This window comes from Pseudomonas sp. NUPR-001 (genome assembly GCF_052147955.1).
GTDB lineage: Bacteria > Pseudomonadota > Gammaproteobacteria > Pseudomonadales > Pseudomonadaceae > Aquipseudomonas.
The window spans coordinates 1-14,408 of sequence record NZ_CP197355.1 but is presented as its reverse complement, the minus strand read 5'-3'; the positions used below and the strand labels follow the sequence as shown (position 1 = coordinate 14,408).

20 protein-coding genes are annotated in these 14,408 nt (G+C 57.1%); 4 read left to right on the top strand and 16 right to left on the bottom strand.

Features of this window, described 5'->3' with window-relative positions:
* Nucleotides 1-3: 3 nt before the first annotated feature.
* Nucleotides 4-2,169, top strand: a complete 2,166-nt coding sequence (locus ACP6KB_RS28505) for an LPD7 domain-containing protein (protein ID WP_212628912.1) — start codon at nucleotides 4-6, stop codon at nucleotides 2,167-2,169.
* Complete coding sequence (locus tag ACP6KB_RS28500) at nucleotides 2,166-2,798, top strand: transglycosylase SLT domain-containing protein (protein WP_212628911.1); 633 nt, start codon at nucleotides 2,166-2,168, stop codon at nucleotides 2,796-2,798. Before ACP6KB_RS28505 ends, ACP6KB_RS28500 begins: the two co-directional genes overlap by 4 nt.
* Nucleotides 2,799-2,843: 45 nt before the next feature.
* Here ACP6KB_RS28500 and ACP6KB_RS28495 read toward each other — a convergent pair whose 3' ends face one another.
* The 10 genes from ACP6KB_RS28495 to ACP6KB_RS28450 all read right to left on the bottom strand — a co-directional run bounded on the left by ACP6KB_RS28495 (nucleotide 2,844) and on the right by ACP6KB_RS28450 (nucleotide 8,092).
* Nucleotides 2,844-3,392, bottom strand: a complete 549-nt coding sequence (locus tag ACP6KB_RS28495; protein ID WP_212628910.1) for a hypothetical protein — start codon at nucleotides 3,390-3,392, stop codon at nucleotides 2,844-2,846.
* A 125-nt stretch (nucleotides 3,393-3,517) separates the two neighbouring features.
* Complete coding sequence (locus ACP6KB_RS28490) at nucleotides 3,518-3,739, bottom strand: DUF3717 domain-containing protein (protein ID WP_212628909.1); 222 nt, start codon at nucleotides 3,737-3,739, stop codon at nucleotides 3,518-3,520.
* Between the two features lie 29 nt (nucleotides 3,740-3,768).
* Nucleotides 3,769-3,948 (bottom strand): hypothetical protein, encoded by a 180-nt coding sequence (locus tag ACP6KB_RS28485; protein ID WP_212628908.1) that lies wholly within the window; start codon nucleotides 3,946-3,948, stop codon nucleotides 3,769-3,771.
* Nucleotides 3,938-4,120: a hypothetical protein gene (locus tag ACP6KB_RS28480; RefSeq protein ID WP_212628907.1), complete on the bottom strand. Its 183-nt coding sequence runs from the start codon at nucleotides 4,118-4,120 to the stop codon at nucleotides 3,938-3,940. Before ACP6KB_RS28480 ends, ACP6KB_RS28485 begins: the two co-directional genes overlap by 11 nt.
* An 80-nt stretch (nucleotides 4,121-4,200) precedes the next feature.
* A complete protein-coding gene (locus ACP6KB_RS28475) occupies nucleotides 4,201-4,836 on the bottom strand; it encodes a recombinase family protein (protein WP_212628906.1) in 636 nt (211 codons plus the stop codon).
* 404 nt (nucleotides 4,837-5,240) lie between these two features.
* The gene (locus ACP6KB_RS28470) at nucleotides 5,241-5,771 is read right to left on the bottom strand and encodes a PBECR2 nuclease fold domain-containing protein (RefSeq protein WP_212628905.1); all 531 of its coding nucleotides are present in this window, start codon (nucleotides 5,769-5,771) and stop codon (nucleotides 5,241-5,243) included.
* Nucleotides 5,772-5,861: 90 nt separating this feature from the next.
* Nucleotides 5,862-6,200 carry a hypothetical protein gene (locus ACP6KB_RS28465; protein WP_212628904.1) on the bottom strand — a complete coding sequence of 113 codons (339 nt, stop codon included), beginning with the start codon at nucleotides 6,198-6,200 and terminating at the stop codon, nucleotides 5,862-5,864.
* Nucleotides 6,187-6,438 carry a hypothetical protein gene (locus ACP6KB_RS28460; protein ID WP_212628903.1) on the bottom strand — a complete coding sequence of 84 codons (252 nt, stop codon included), beginning with the start codon at nucleotides 6,436-6,438 and terminating at the stop codon, nucleotides 6,187-6,189. The genes ACP6KB_RS28465 and ACP6KB_RS28460 overlap by 14 nt, the downstream gene beginning before the upstream one ends.
* A gap of 78 nt (nucleotides 6,439-6,516) precedes the next feature.
* Nucleotides 6,517-7,548, bottom strand: coding sequence for a relaxase/mobilization nuclease domain-containing protein (locus ACP6KB_RS28455; RefSeq protein ID WP_212628902.1), 1,032 nt, complete (start codon nucleotides 7,546-7,548; stop codon nucleotides 6,517-6,519).
* Nucleotides 7,535-8,092 carry a plasmid mobilization relaxosome protein MobC gene (locus ACP6KB_RS28450; RefSeq protein ID WP_212628901.1) on the bottom strand — a complete coding sequence of 186 codons (558 nt, stop codon included), beginning with the start codon at nucleotides 8,090-8,092 and terminating at the stop codon, nucleotides 7,535-7,537. The genes ACP6KB_RS28455 and ACP6KB_RS28450 overlap by 14 nt, the downstream gene beginning before the upstream one ends.
* A 593-nt stretch (nucleotides 8,093-8,685) precedes the next feature.
* Between ACP6KB_RS28450 and ACP6KB_RS28445 the strand changes: the two genes are divergently transcribed.
* Together ACP6KB_RS28445 and ACP6KB_RS28440 are read left to right on the top strand one after the other, a co-directional pair.
* The gene (locus ACP6KB_RS28445) at nucleotides 8,686-9,399 is read left to right on the top strand and encodes a SprT-like domain-containing protein (RefSeq protein ID WP_212628900.1); all 714 of its coding nucleotides are present in this window, start codon (nucleotides 8,686-8,688) and stop codon (nucleotides 9,397-9,399) included.
* A gap of 87 nt (nucleotides 9,400-9,486) precedes the next feature.
* Nucleotides 9,487-9,972: a hypothetical protein gene (locus ACP6KB_RS28440; RefSeq protein ID WP_212628899.1), complete on the top strand. Its 486-nt coding sequence runs from the start codon at nucleotides 9,487-9,489 to the stop codon at nucleotides 9,970-9,972.
* Between the two features lie 14 nt (nucleotides 9,973-9,986).
* Here ACP6KB_RS28440 and ACP6KB_RS28435 read toward each other — a convergent pair whose 3' ends face one another.
* From ACP6KB_RS28435 to ACP6KB_RS28410, 6 genes are all read right to left on the bottom strand, one after another.
* Nucleotides 9,987-10,265 (bottom strand): hypothetical protein, encoded by a 279-nt coding sequence (locus tag ACP6KB_RS28435; RefSeq protein ID WP_212628898.1) that lies wholly within the window; start codon nucleotides 10,263-10,265, stop codon nucleotides 9,987-9,989.
* Between the two features lie 183 nt (nucleotides 10,266-10,448).
* Nucleotides 10,449-10,712 carry a hypothetical protein gene (locus ACP6KB_RS28430; RefSeq protein WP_182275388.1) on the bottom strand — a complete coding sequence of 88 codons (264 nt, stop codon included), beginning with the start codon at nucleotides 10,710-10,712 and terminating at the stop codon, nucleotides 10,449-10,451.
* Nucleotides 10,699-11,763, bottom strand: a complete 1,065-nt coding sequence (locus ACP6KB_RS28425) for a ParB/RepB/Spo0J family partition protein (protein WP_212628897.1) — start codon at nucleotides 11,761-11,763, stop codon at nucleotides 10,699-10,701. The genes ACP6KB_RS28430 and ACP6KB_RS28425 overlap by 14 nt, the downstream gene beginning before the upstream one ends.
* Nucleotides 11,756-12,562 carry a ParA family protein gene (locus tag ACP6KB_RS28420; RefSeq protein ID WP_212628896.1) on the bottom strand — a complete coding sequence of 269 codons (807 nt, stop codon included), beginning with the start codon at nucleotides 12,560-12,562 and terminating at the stop codon, nucleotides 11,756-11,758. Before ACP6KB_RS28420 ends, ACP6KB_RS28425 begins: the two co-directional genes overlap by 8 nt.
* On the bottom strand, nucleotides 12,559-12,882 hold the full coding sequence (locus ACP6KB_RS28415) for a TrfB-related DNA-binding protein (protein WP_182275391.1): 324 nt from the start codon (nucleotides 12,880-12,882) through the stop codon (nucleotides 12,559-12,561). The genes ACP6KB_RS28420 and ACP6KB_RS28415 overlap by 4 nt, the downstream gene beginning before the upstream one ends.
* A 278-nt stretch (nucleotides 12,883-13,160) precedes the next feature.
* Entirely contained in the window at nucleotides 13,161-14,408 is a 1,248-nt protein-coding gene (locus ACP6KB_RS28410) for a replication initiation protein (protein ID WP_212628895.1), read from the bottom strand.

Below are 14,408 nucleotides of genomic sequence, written 5' to 3'. Positions count from 1 at the left end.
CTTATGGCTACTAAAGCTGATAAAGAAGGTCTTGTAACGGCGCTGCGTGAAAACAACGTCGATACCGCACTGGCAATCATCGACTCGAATAAATCTCTGAGCGCGAACATGAAAGAGCCGCTGGATAATGGCGTGCCTCTTCTTCTTTCCGCCGTTCGTGGCCAGCTTTCGACCGGTGAGAAAATCAATGGTCAAATGCTCCTGGAAGGTCTGGTATTGCGTGGGGCAGACGTGAACATGCGTTTGCCCAGCGGCAAGACGGTTATGCACGATCCGGCCCTGACCCCGCAGGCGGCTAAGGTGCTGATCGAGGCCGGGGCCAACATCGAGGCGAAGGTTTCGAAATCGGACTTGGAGGCTGGCCAGGTCAAGGGCGAAACCCCGCTCCTGTCTGCTGTGAAGGCCGGTAATGCCGAGGTGGCAAAGACGTTGATCGAGGCCGGGGCCAACGTCAATGCACGCGACCAGGACCGCGTTACGCCCCTGCACGCGGCAGCATCCGCCAAGGATGGCCGCACGGCCAACCGCTTGATCGAAGCCGGGGCCGATATCAATGCCAAGACCGCCGACAAGGATAATCCTCTTTCGGCGGTCGACGCGCTCAAGCAGAACGGTATTCCACTGATGGCCAAGGTTCCTGCTCCTGCTCCCGCACGCGAAAACAGCGTAGAAAGCGGCGTTTCCCGCGACGCTGATATCGACCCGGAACTGTCCGCGCTGGTTGGCCAGCAGCGCGACAACTTGCGCACGGCTGCGCAGAATCCGCGGCTGGACACTACTGTCGTTCAACAGCCTCCAACTACGCCTGAACTGGACAGCCAGGCCAAAGACTTTGCAAGCCGACGCCGTGCGGATCTGGAAGCCCAGCGCGCCGCTCCCGCCCTGGAGTCGGCAGATGCTGAGGCACGTTTGTTTGCAGCCCGCCAACGTGAGCGTGTACGCCTAGAACGGGAAACGCTGGGCCTGGCAGAGCGCACCCGCGAGCCGATGCCCCTGGTAGGCCCTGACAGTCGCGATTCAGCCGACGCTGGCCAACCCCTTCGTTTCAACAAAGAAGCCGTTACAGCGCGTGAGAAGGCCATTCCCGAGCATGTCAAACAACGGTTTGTCCAGGTGGACAACAAGTTCTATTTCCCCGATAAGACAGCAGCCTTCGATGACAAGGGCCAGAAACTCGCCACGAAGAGTGAAAACCAGGAAGTGATAGCTTCCATGGTGGACATTGCCAAGGCGCGTGGCTGGGAGAAAATCACCGTTAAAGGCACCGAGGAATTCCGCCGTGCTGCGTGGCTGGAAGCCTCCATGAACGGCCTGGAAGTGAGCGGCTACCGTCCTACTGCCATCGAGAAAGCGCACCTGGCTAAGCTGGTCAAGGACACTGCCAAAGAAAACAGCCTAGAGGCTGGTACCGAGCGCGATAAGGACGCTGGCCAGCGTCCGCCTAAATCACCTGCAGGTGATCGTCAGTTGCCAGGCCAGGCCGCCCCTGTCGCCGCCGTCAGCACCGAACAGAGCAAGGGCGAGCGTGGCCCGGATGTTTCCCGGCTCAAGGATTTCAGCATTCGTGCCGGTGTGACTACTGGGCAACTCCTCGAGCACGGCAAAGCCCCCTATCAGTTCAACGACAAGAAAGACCAGAGCTATTACGTCAAGGTTTCGACCGAGGCGGGCGAGCAGGTGGTGTGGGGTAAAGACCTGGAACGAGCCATGCGCGATAGCCAGGCCAAGCCTGGGGAAACCATCGCGTTGGAAAAGGTGGCCAGCAAGGACGTTACCGCCAAGGAAAAAGTGTTCGATGACCAGGGCCAGCAGATTGGTACCCGTGAAGTCGATGCGATCCGCAATACCTGGAAAGTGGGTTCGGTCGATAAGGCGCAAGCCTTCGTATATGGCGACCGCAGCGAAGTGGTTGGCAAGCACCCGGAATTGGCCCCGGCCTACGGCACTGTAGCGGCGGCGCACAAGTTTGCCGAACGGCAATGGCCGAACAACAAGGAAGAACAAGAACGGTTCGTAGCGGTCGCGCAGCTGGCCATGGCTGAACGCATCGCGCACGGCGATCCAGTACCGGCGCCTAAGATCCGCGAAGCCCAGCTGGTCAAGCAGCAGGGGAAGGAACAGGTACAAGCGGAGCCACGTAATGCCAAGCAGAGGGAGGCCGCCCGTTGAGGCGCCTTCCCCTGGCGTTCCTCCTGCTCTCGGTACTGGCTGCCCCTGGGGTGGCCAGCGCCGGGGCGCAGGCCGAGGAACAGATTTCCGCATCGGTTCGTGCGGGGTTAAGTCTGGCCGTCAGTGACCAGGCCACCCCGGACGGATCTTTTCTTTCCGTAGCAGCGAAGGAAGCCTGGCTAACTGCTCAGCTTCCCCGCCTGGTTGATTGGGTGCCTAACCCTGGTGAGCGTGAAAAGCTCTTGCTGGCCGTCCACTATGAGGCGACAAGGGCGGGCCTTGACCCTGAAATGGTTTTGGGCCTTCTGTACGTGGAAAGTCGGTTCCGCAAGTATGCGGTGTCCAGCGCCGGTGCTAGGGGCTACATGCAGGTCATGCCGTTCTGGTTGAAAGTGGTTGATCGGCCTACCGACAACCTGTTCCACCTGCGCACAAACCTGCGGTACGGTTGTGCAATCCTTCGTCACTACCTGGATACCGAAGGCGGTGACCTGTTCCTCGCTTTAGGGCGCTACAATGGCAGCCGGGGCAAGCGTGATTACCCCGACCTGGTGTTGGCTGGATGGAAGCGGTTCCAGCTTCCCCCGCCAGGCACGCCCGCTACGCAAATGGCGATAGCAGCACAATGAAAAAGCCCCGGTTACCGGGGCTTTTCATTGCTCGCGTGAGATGGGTTAGAGCTGCATCCTGCGGCGGTTTTCTTCGCTGACAGCATGGTTCACCAGGGCCAACACCTTGTCGACTACGTGCTTGACTGCAAGCCCTTTAAACAAAGTCGGCGTGACGTGGTACCGCTTCTCATTAGCCAGGATCTGCACGGCACGCTGCCAATGGCGGCTGTCGTTGCCTATAGCGATGATCGGTTGCGGGTGGACCTCTTCGATAGTCGCCAGGCGAATCCAACGGCGATCCCCCTCGGATGAACTGGGGTGCATACCTTCCTGACTTGGCGTGACCTGAATCCACATAGCGGGCTGGCCATGGGTAACAATGTTGTCCACCTGGAGCCTTTCAATGACTACTCCCATAACCCCGGCATAGTCCTGGTCTTCCAGGTCGCGAAGCGCTGGGACCACTTCCGCCAGTAGGTCCGGGTCCATCTGGAGCAAGTGAAAATACAGTTGGTCGCGGTCTAGTTCACCCTTGTAAATTCCTTTCACATCCTCCTTTGCCGCGTCGATCACCTGGGTTGCCAGGTGGTGCAGATTGGGGGTATCGGTCATATGCCTCTCTCCTTGGTGATAACCCAACATCTTGTGTCGCCGGCAGCTGCGATCGACACAAGATGTTGGGTTTCTGGCTTTAGCCTGGGGGTGGTAAGACTCTTAAAATCGGGAACAATTCCCGGTCACGCACCGCTCCAGCGTTCATAGGCGGCGATGATTGCGGGGTCAACCTCGGCAGCTGCGGTCGATGTGTTCCCATAGTGCAGCATGAGGCCGAACAGGTCGGCCATCAGCGACGCATCGGGATGCAAGCGGTGGTGGTTGTCTGCTGCTGGGTGCTGGTCACAGCACCGGCGCAAGGCTTCGGACAATGCTTGACGGGTAATGGTATCGGTGGCGTTCATGGCTGATTTCCTCTGTACTGACGCCGTGGTCATGGTGGCGTTTGCGCCTGGCCACTCCAGACCTGGTGCAACGTAACAAGAAAGCGGGACGGCTGAAACGCGCAGAATGCGCGCACTTCCTCGCCGCTGAGTGTGGCCAGGTCGATGACTCGGGTACACTTCACACGCTCGATGACGCGCTGTTGCTCGGGGCTTTTCTTAGTGGACATACCGCACCCCCTTGCGAATCGAGCGGCGCACGCGCTCTACGCAGACCTTGCCGCGCGCGTGCAAATCGACCCAGTGGGAACAGCCATTTATGGTGCCTTGAAAGACGACCTGGCCGGTACTGTCCAGGACGTTAAACAGTTGCGGTTTGCGGTGAGAGTCTGCGCGGTTCATTGGTGCGTCTCCTTAACAGAATACGCATTTATGATACGACACTTTTGCCAAAAGTGTTAGCGCAGATATTGCTAATATGGCTAGTCAGAAATTGATTTTTTGTTGACCTCAGCGCGGATTCGATAGACCGTGGCTATGCCCACGTCGCATAGCTTGGCGATATCGGCCATAGCCAGGTTCTCTTTCAGCCGTCGTTCAACGGCGGCCCACTTGGCCTGATTGCGGCCCCTGCCCCCTACCGGCTCCCCTCTCCTTCTCTTGTTGGCCAACCCCTCGCGTATTCGCTCCACACGCTTTTCCTGGTCGATCCTGGCTTGGGTGGCCATCAAGTCAAGCAATAGATCATTGATAACCGAAAGGAGTTGGCCGGTAACGTCATTGCCCCCGATAAGCAAATGTGTAGTGGGCAAGTCCGCGACAACCAAGCGCATGCCTTTGTCTTCGATCATCTGGCGCAACCGGCGCCAGTCGGCTCGGGATAGCCGGGAAAGCCGGTCAACGCTCTCGCATAGCAACACGTCGCCCGGCTCCGCTTCATCCAGCAGCTTGGCCAGCGCAGGCCGATCTATCTTGGTACCGGATATGGAGTCTGCGTAAACCCCGACGATGGACAACTGACGTTCAGCCGCGAATTGCTCCAGGGCGAACCTGGCTCGCTGCTCGTCCTGGTCTTTGGTACTGGCCCGCAAATAAAGGCGGCATTGGCTATTTATCATTTGACCCCAATAAACAAAGCTGAACGATAACCTATCGTTTGACTAATGATTTTCCGGCAAATGATAAATCAACCCGTACACTGTGGGCACTCTCGTTTGGGTAGACCTATCTGATAACTGCATCGGCAGCGTAGGAGCCATCTGCCGGCATCATCCTGGATCACCAAAGGTCCCGGGAAATCACGGCAATTCATCAAATTTGATTGACACAAGTGTCACCTTGTATATGATTGCAAGTGAGCGCGAAACCAGTGGCCTTCAGCGGCAATGACTGGCGTAGGAACCCCGGCGATGGCTGAACATCGGCGTAGGGTGAGACCTCCACACCCCTGCTTGAGGGTGTGAATATGAATATCAAGCATCTATTCAAGGGCTACTGTCGCTAGTAGCCCTTTTTCTTGCCTTCAAAAAAGTGTGTAGCGTTTGAACAACAACTCGCCATGACGATGTTTGTTGAGCGATTTAGCGTCCGTGTGCATAAAATTCCAGAGCATCAGCCCCTCGAAGAAAACGACGCTTACCAGCATTTGACGCTTTGACTCATATGCACCGATGAAAGCCAGGCGGTTAGTACCATCCGTAAAGGCCACCTTCCAAACCTCCAGCGGCCCTGTGAGCGTATCTAAAGCCATTCTCACATATCGTTCGCGAGCATCTAACCGCTTTTCGACAATGTGATAGATGCTGTTACGTTGTATCGTCACATCCCCCATAGGGGTCTCGACGGTTACGGACAGAATCGCAGGATCAATGAACCCCAAATGCTGAGCAGTTACCTCGATAGCGTCTTCATGGGTGGTCGCTGCGGTCACTTCGTCGAGGGCCTGCGTACGAAGCTCACGTGGCAGAGTTCGCAGGTCAGGCAGACCGCTATCAAGCCACGTAACTTGGCCTTTCACTTCGGAAATCTTGGGTAGGAAAATATCCGTGCTCAATCGTCAGTGCTCAATCTTGGCGTCGTGGAGTCATCATTGTGCCATGACTTACAAATCACGTTGCGACTAGTAGGGTTCGAGCCTGTTTTATCACTCGCCATTTTCTTTCCGTGGTAGCGATTTTGGGGCGTCGGCTTGACGCAGTAACTTGCCCTTGGCAGGACGGAAATCTACATGCTCCAGCTCTGAATCATCCCGTGGCATCCCGTAGTAAGCGATAAGGCCATCCCGCAAGGCAATGGCAGGGATGCCATAGCCACAATCGGAATGCTGCTCCACTAAGCCTGCTTCATCCACCAGGCGCCATTCATAGCTGCCGTTGGCCCCATCGCCAAACACTTCAACGCTAAAACCCGAATCGCACTCTACGGTCATCAGCGTTTTAACGTCGGTGGTGTAATTCAAAGCAAGGAATTCACGGCGTCTCATGATCGACCTCCGAGGCGGTTTGCGCTGGCTTGAGGTGCTGTCCGCGAATTTTACGTGCGCCGCTCCATACAAAGAAGGAACCGAATGCGATTGCGAACAGGTAGTAGCAGGACATTTTCAAGTCCCAATCGGTCAAGGTAGCCAGGAAGGCCCACAAGCCGAGTATTGCTGTGCCGGTTCCTACGATGATGTTGATCCAGGCCAAAACCACTTGGCCCATGCTGAGCTTCTGTTTCATGCTCCCTCCGGGGGTAGGTGGTACCAATCCACGCACAACAAATAACACAAAAGTGCGCATACAGAAAAGCCATTTCTGTTAACGCTCTTTCCCGTCTCGATCTGGTGCGGTTTGCTCCTGGCCGCGATCCTTCCCACGACCTTCCTTGATCTTCTGAACAATGGCCTTCTTGATTGCGTGCCGCTCGGTTTCCGGTCGAGGCATTGAAGCCGCATGTTCGCGAATAGCTTTGGCCAGGTCCGCGTCCCCTTCCGCTTCATACGTATTCGCGGCCTGGAGCATTTCACGCAGCGTCTTTTGCCGCCGGTTGATAATGGCCTTCTCCCACGGCTTCAACTCCGTGTCACCATCATTCAATTCCTTCGCGGCTTGCTTCACCTTCTCGGCTTGGACAAGTGAAGCCCCGCGCTGCTCCAGGTGATATATAGCTGCGGTCTTGCCCTTCCTGGTAACACCTCGGATCGACCTTGGCGTAGCGTTAGCTTCAATGCCCCTATCTCTAAGCTGCTCCGCGAAGGTTTCCCGCCAGGCCTGCAAGGTCGCTTTGCGGATGTGTAGGCGTCTCCCGTCATACCCCTCGGCCTTGATGATTAGGTGAACATGGGGGTGTGGTGGAGCATCCTTGTGCGGGTCCGTTTCAGGGGTATGCAGAACCATTGCATATTGGTGTTTTCCATACAGCGTTTCCCGCGCAAAGCCCTGAGCCGCTGCCAGTACCTTCTGCGGATCTGTTCCGGCAGGCATGGACAGCACGACATTGAACGCCTGTTTGAGCTTGCCCTGCCCCTTCGATAAGTCCATATCCCAAGAGTCGAATAGGTCGCCCACTTGATCCTTGCCCCGGATAAGTTCGCCCTGGTCATTAACCATGTCGAGCTTTCCATTTCGGGATATGTAATCGAAGTGAGCTTTTACGTGCTGGCTCGTCTTCCCGCCGCCCGATACCCGCACCATGACCTCGGGCACCTTGCGTACCGTGCGCCAGGCCTGAGCTTTTGCCGCGCCCTTCCCTAGCGTCAGTCTCTGCCCTTTTGGCTTGCGATGCCCAAAGGCGAATTCAATGTTGTGTTCTTGGTCGCGGGAGAACCCGCCCGCGTCATTGCTCGCCATCGTTCATCCCCCAATAGTCCAGGTTGCTTTTCACCAGACGTTTGACGAACTGCCGGTGCAAGTCGATGACCTTGTGCATGGTTTCCCACTGCACAGCATGAGCCTGGTTTGCATGATCCAGGCTCACATTGAGAGCACGGGCAATCTGGTTGACGTTACGACCAAGCGCCGAAAGCTGCATGGTCACTTGTCTTAGCTCCAGCAATTCTTTCTCGCTGAATCTCGGTTCACTAGAGAGATGTACGCGGAAAAGCTGGGCCAGATATTTGGACCTTGACCATCCCATTTCCCCCGCCAACTGTTCCAGCGCCTTACCTTCTGATGGTGCCAGTGGAACATCCACCCGCGCTTTAGCCTTCCCTGCTTCGGCGGGTTCGGCCTTGGCCATCGCCGAAGGCTCGGGCGATGGCTTCTGTAGAAATGCCTCCACCAGCTTTTCCAGTAGCGCGGCTGTCGTCATGTTCAATGACGCCGCCCGCTTGTCAAAGAGGCTTTTCGTGTCTGGATCTACCCGCGCCGATAGGAGCGGTTTCTTTGATGGCATGGCTTCTGCCCCTCCCGCAGTTCGAAGAACGAGGACCGCAGGGCGCACAGCGCCCGAGGACGTGCGCACCGAAGGTGCTGCACCTTTCGACGATTAGTCTATCCTGCATTAGCTCCTACACCAAGCCACTTTTTTGCCATGGCAAAAAAGGGCATCCACCTCTACGGAAACGTAGAGGTGGCAATCGCGGGCCAGGCTCTTGGCCGCGCAGAGCGCGGCCCGCCCCCGCCTGGTCGCCTGTTCGATTTTTGGATTGTACAAACCAGAACCGGCAGCGCCGCCTGGTCGCCCCATTGCTACTACGGAAAACAAATTTCGACGGCGGGCGCGGATCTGGCTTTTGCTCTCCCCCACCGGCCCGGCCGATGACAAGCGAAGCGCAGCCCGAAGCACGAATGTGCGCAGGGTGAGGGGCGCGGCTTTACCGCCCCGAATCGAGGGCAGCGGGGCCGGTGGGGGGGCTTTTGAGGTGGCGTTGTATCGGGCCGAAAAATTTGTCATGACAAAATTTGGTTTGTACAAACCAATAAAATGGATTGTACAAACCAAAGTTATACTATAATTGGTTTGTACAATCCAAAGGAGATTGGCCGATGATGATCCCCACGAAAGACGCCTATGACGAGCTAGACCGAGCCTACGCGCATTTCAACGCGGAGCTTTTCAGCGGCCAATTGCCCCCCTGCCTAATCACGCTCCAGCGCGAGAAAAAAACCTACGGCTATTTTTCGGCTGAGCGTTTTTTTAACCAGGGCGACAAATCGAAAACCGATGAAATCGCGTTGAACCCGGCCTACTTCGGCATCATCCCTCTGAAAGAGGTCATGCAAACGATGGTGCATGAAATGGTGCATCTGTGGCAGCACCACTTCGGTAAGCCAGGCCGCCGCCGCTATCACAATCGGGAGTGGGGCGACAAAATGAAAGCCGTGGGCTTGATGCCCAGCGATACCGGCAAGCCAGGCGGGAAGCAAACCGGCGAGCGCATGGCCGATTACCCCATAGAAGGCGGTGCATTCGAACAGGCTTTAGAAAAGTTGCTGGCCACCTCATTCAAAATCACATGGGCTGACCAACGCCCTGGGCGCCATGTGCCCGCCGAACTCCTGCAAGCTGCATTGGAAGGGGCGGTGGACGGGGTAGACCCTGAGAACATCCAGGCCCCCGAACTGACGGAACCGTCACCATCAAAGCAGACCCGCGCCAAATATAGTTGCGCCTGTGAAAACAAAATCAACGTGTGGGCCAAGCCTGGCTTGCACCTGATCTGCGGGGAATGCTCTCAGCGATTCCAAGAGGTTGAATAGCCCGGCGCTATCGCCGGATGGCGCTTTAGCTATACCCTAACGCATATATGTGTTAGGGTATAGCTATATGCCACCGGAGAAGCCGCCATGCAGATACCAGAGCGTGAAACCCTGTTGCACGTCTATGAAACGGAAGTCAAAGCCGCTTATGGCGAACTGCTGGAACGGTTCCTGTTCAACCGTACCGGTGGCGTTGAGACGTTGCGCCATATAGCGGGGCGGTGTGGGGCGCAGGTAGCAGCCGCGCACAAGCGGTGCAAACGAGAGCTGATGTTTGCGGCACTTAGAGCCGCCCGCGACGATGGGTTAGACATAACCCCAACGGTCGCGGAGCACCTATGCACCCGGCTGATAGGCCGAGGGGTTGCGCTGCGTGCCGCTCTAGTGACTTTCGGCACACCTGGCCGGACAGCGGCGACGAAATCCACCGTAGGCCAAGCAGACTTGGCCGACTTCGAAGCCGCGCTAGCCCCGCAGGTGCAGTCGCTCATAGATGAAATGACGGTGATCCGAGAGCGGTACAAGGAAGAGTACGACGACCGCGCAAGAGAGGCAGTGAAAGGATCTGTATAGGGAGTCTGCGCCACTTACCGTGGCGGTTTGGTAGATGGCTCGTAGCCTAGTCGCCGCGTTAGCTGGACCAGACCGACAATCTGCTGTCGCATGTACTGCCCGTGGGTCTCCAGTTCCTCTACCTGGTGTTCAAGCTCCCATGCCCGGCGATAGAGGCGCTGGTTAATAGCGATCACTCGTTGTAGCGCTGAACGCTCGCGGTCGCTTATGTCTCCCGCGTCAACGCCTCGACCTTCCAACTGGTCGAGAATGTCGGCGGGCACCTCCGGCAACTGCTCGTAATCCCAAAACATATTGGCTCCTTGTACTGTATATGCAACCAGTATGCGGCAGGTCGTTTCCGCCGCCAATACCCTGGCCAACCGGATTAGCGTGGCAGGCATGAGCTAACCTAGAGCATATATGCGTTAGGGTATTCAAATAAAACGGCCAGGCAATGGCCTGGCCTGGTTGATCCTGGAATACATGGCATTCAGTCACTCTGATAGGAAGCCGTAGCCGAAGGGGACCAGGCGGCTTAGCAGGGCGTCATAGCTCCAGGCCAAAGCCGTAGATACCACGCCCGCCACCAGGAATACGGTGAATATGAACCATTCCCCGAACAAGGCACAGGCCAGGAAGCCCAGCAGCGAAAGCGCTGCAACGACCTCCAGGGCTAGCACCACTGCCGGACGAATAAGCGACAGCAGCGAGAACGCTGCCAGTCGCAGTGATCCAGTAGCTACCTTATGAGCTTTCATTCCTGCGATCCTCCACGCTCAAGATTTGGACGGTCGACAAATCGACCTCGCCAATCTCGCCCGTGTCAGCATAAACCACCTGGACAATGCCGGTAGGGGTGAGGCTGGCGGCCCGGCCCTCGACCAGGATTTTAACCACTGGCCAAGCTTGGCCACCGTCCTGGGCTTTGGGTTCCGGGGTTGCTGGTGTTGGCTGCACCGCTGGCGGCAGGTCCAACGGACGTTCTAAATGTCCGTCACCATCAGGTTTCGGCCCTGTGGTTTCCTCCTTATTAGCAGGACCGTTGTTCTGGCCCCCGCTTGGCGCATTGTCGCTCTGCTGGGCCTTCGCCTCGGCTTGCGCCTTGGCTTGTGCATCCGCGTCGGCTTGCAGCGCTTCGCGTGTGCGCAACTGCTCCACCAGGCGCCCCAGCGATGCCCGTGTGATTTCCTCGGCTGGCTGCTGAGCGAACCGCTCGACCTCGGCGGGATACTCTTTGTGTGCCTGGATCAATTCGTACAGGGTTCGGCCACCGATCTGCGTATCGTCGCCCAGCTGCTGAATGAAATCCGGTGCCGTCGCCAGTGCCAGGTGTTGCGATACCGCATCGGCGCGCATCCCGAGACGTTCGGCGATATAGGATCGTTTGTCGCCTTCCTCGACCTTCTCCGCAATAAAGCGCGCAAGCTCCATCGTGGTTAGAGGCTCCTGCTCGGTGTTCTCTGTCACCTGGTCATAACCATCGGCCTTGTCCCCGAAGATAACCGGCATGGTTTCCAATCCGGCAAGGGTACAAGCACGCCACCGGCGTTCACCCATGACAATCACGTATTTGCCATCGGCGTTTTTTGGCCGAACCGTGACCGGCTGGTTAAGGCGACTGGCTTTAATGGTCTTGGCCAGTTTTTCAAGCTTGGCTTGGTCGAACTTCTTACGCGGCTGTTTCGGGTCCGGGATAACGTCGCCCGTTGGCACCTGGACAGGGCCAGCGCTCGCGCCCGAGGTGGCCGGTGCTGCTACCGGCGTCGGGTCAAAATTCGCCAGGTCGGTGAGGTCCAGTTTCTTAGCCATTGGCCTGCTCCATCGTTTTCATCATCATTTCAAATACGGCGCGCACCTCTTTACCGGACGTACGCGCAGCGGTTTTGATCTGGCCTTTCTCATCGCGCAAGCGCCACACCGGCACGCCTTCAGCCGCGGCTTCCTTCAATGCCGCGCTTTTCTTGACCAAACCGCCGAACAGGTACTTGCGGAAATGGGTCATCAACTGCTTGAGCCATTCGGTTTGTGCTGGCTGGGTCGCGTCAAACTCATTGGGCAAAATGCCCAGGCTTACCAGGTGCGGGTTCCACTGCTGCTGAATGAACGCAATCCGCTTCAAGACCTCTTTAGCCACATCAATGCTGTAATCGTCGATCCGACACGGGATGGCTACGTAATCAGAGCTGACCAGGAACGCGTTAGCCACACGGCTGTTAGAACCAGCGGTATCGACAATCACATAATCGAAATGCTCCGCGATACGACCGATTTGAGCACGCACCAGGGCTACCATTTCTTCATCGTCCATCGTGGTGCGCTCGGCCTTGATCAGACCTTTGTCACCCATCAGGACGCTAAGGGTTTGCCCCTCAACTGGCTGGATGGCTTCGAGAGGGGTGTCTTTGAAAAGATCAGACGCCACCATGCCAGGCACAGCGTATTGCGCCAGACGCTTGCTGCCGTTGCCTTGTTCGTCGCCGTCCAGGTACAGCACGCGCTTGCCCAGTTCAGCCAGGTAAAACGCATCGTTATAGGACAGGATCGACTTACCACTGCCGCCCTTTTGGTTAACCCATGATTTCTGCTTGAATTTGCGCGGTACGTTCATTGTTTGCCTCTGCTCAAGTTTGCCCGTGCGGTTTGTTCCATCTGCCTGACGTGTTCCGCCAGGTCAGGGGGTAGGGTGGCAAAGACTGTTACCCAGCCTTCCGGCGCTGTGCCATGTTCCTGGTGCAAGTCGTATGCTTTCTTCACCATCTGCGAGACGGCTTTCTCCGTAACGCCAAGATCGGCGGCTATGTCCTTCTGCTTACGCCCCTCGACCATGACTTGGCGCACCGCCTCGATGTTCGCAGGCTTCCACCGCGAGCCCATATGGGCCTTGAGCGTGTCGAAGTCCTGCGGTGTCAGTCGCTCTTTTCGTCGCATGGCTTTGCCTCGATCTAGCCATAAGTCACTAACTCCCATCTTGTTAGCCGTCCAGGTTGCCGCCTGGAATACTGACAGAATAGGTTAAGTTTTGCCTTGAGTAAACAGATAAACCCTTACGCCAGATAACCGGTTATCAAGCTGCGGGGACGGGATTTTCTTTCCGTAGTCGCGTTGTTCTGGATCACCTGGCCAGCGCACGCACCTTGCAGGTTTAGGTGTGGGGAAACGTGTCTACGGTGTGTCGAATCACTCCCCATCAGCCACCGCACTATGCTTTATGGGGGATCATCAAAGGCTAAAAGCAGCTGCCTTGGGCGTCGCTTACCGCGCCGCCTAGGGGCAGGTATCTGATTGGCACCATACTTAACATCGCTAATTTTCCCGGCCTGGCCTGTCTCTGGCTGGTCAGTCGGGGCGGATCTGGCCGCCTGGCTTAAAACGCCGGCGTTGAAAGGCACCACGTTGTTAACGCGGGCTTCGGTGAGGATGTGTCGATAGGTGGCCACCGTCTGCCTGGTGACGCCTGCAAGGCTCGCAATGGCCGCTTGAGCAAGCGGCTTGCCCTGTTGCAATAGGATGCGACACGCGGCACGGATCTTGGATTCTGTGGCCTTGTGTCGCTCCTGGTGCGTGCGTTTGGCCGCTAGGCGTTGCCGCTCGACCAGGGGAAGGCTTTTGTCTAGCTCCATCACGCCACGGTGGCACCGGCTGTTGCCCGTGTACTTGCTCCAGGTCCACCGGGCGACGGATTTGACCGTTGACCGGATCGAGGACAGCGGTAGGTCAGTGACAAACGAGCCGCGCCCGCCAAAGCGGTTAGCGTTGTGTGCATGGGCGGTTAAGCGCCGGACAAAGTGGTCATAGGAGCCTTTATCGCGCTCCAAGTTGACGATGCTGTAGGCGTAGAACCGCAGGTTCTCGAACAACATACAATGCCGCGAGTGGGAAGCCGCTTCGTAGTCTGGTCCTTTGCCCCATGGGGTGATCGGCTCCAGGTCTACGCACTCGGCCAGGTCGGCCAGCTCGTAGACGTGGTTATGCAGTTCCTGGGTCTGCCACCATGGATGGCCAGGCGTCTTAGCGACTGGGCCGCCATGGTAATTGGGATCGGCATCGAGCGCTGCCACGAAAGCCTTGTAGATGGCTTTCAGGTAGTTAATGGGCCGACTGCGGGCGTTGTCGGTAGTGCATACCGGGATAATGGCGTAATAGAGGTGTGTTCCGCCTGTACGCCTATTGCGCACTATCAGATTCGGTGGCGGTAGCCCGGCGTCATCCCAAATCAGCGCGTTGTAGTGGTCCAGGTCGAAGATTAGCCACGACACCATGCCTTCCCGGTTGATCTGCATATACGGATAGCAGACGGCGTATTCACGCGGCAGGATGCGCGCAGCGGTTTTGTCATCGCTGCAACGGGGCAGATAGGGGCATTCCTGGAGGACGCGATTAAGGGCGGTGCCTTCCTGGAAAAAGCGCTGATTGGGCCGAGCAGAGACGGCTGTGTCTTTGACTCTTAGGGCCAT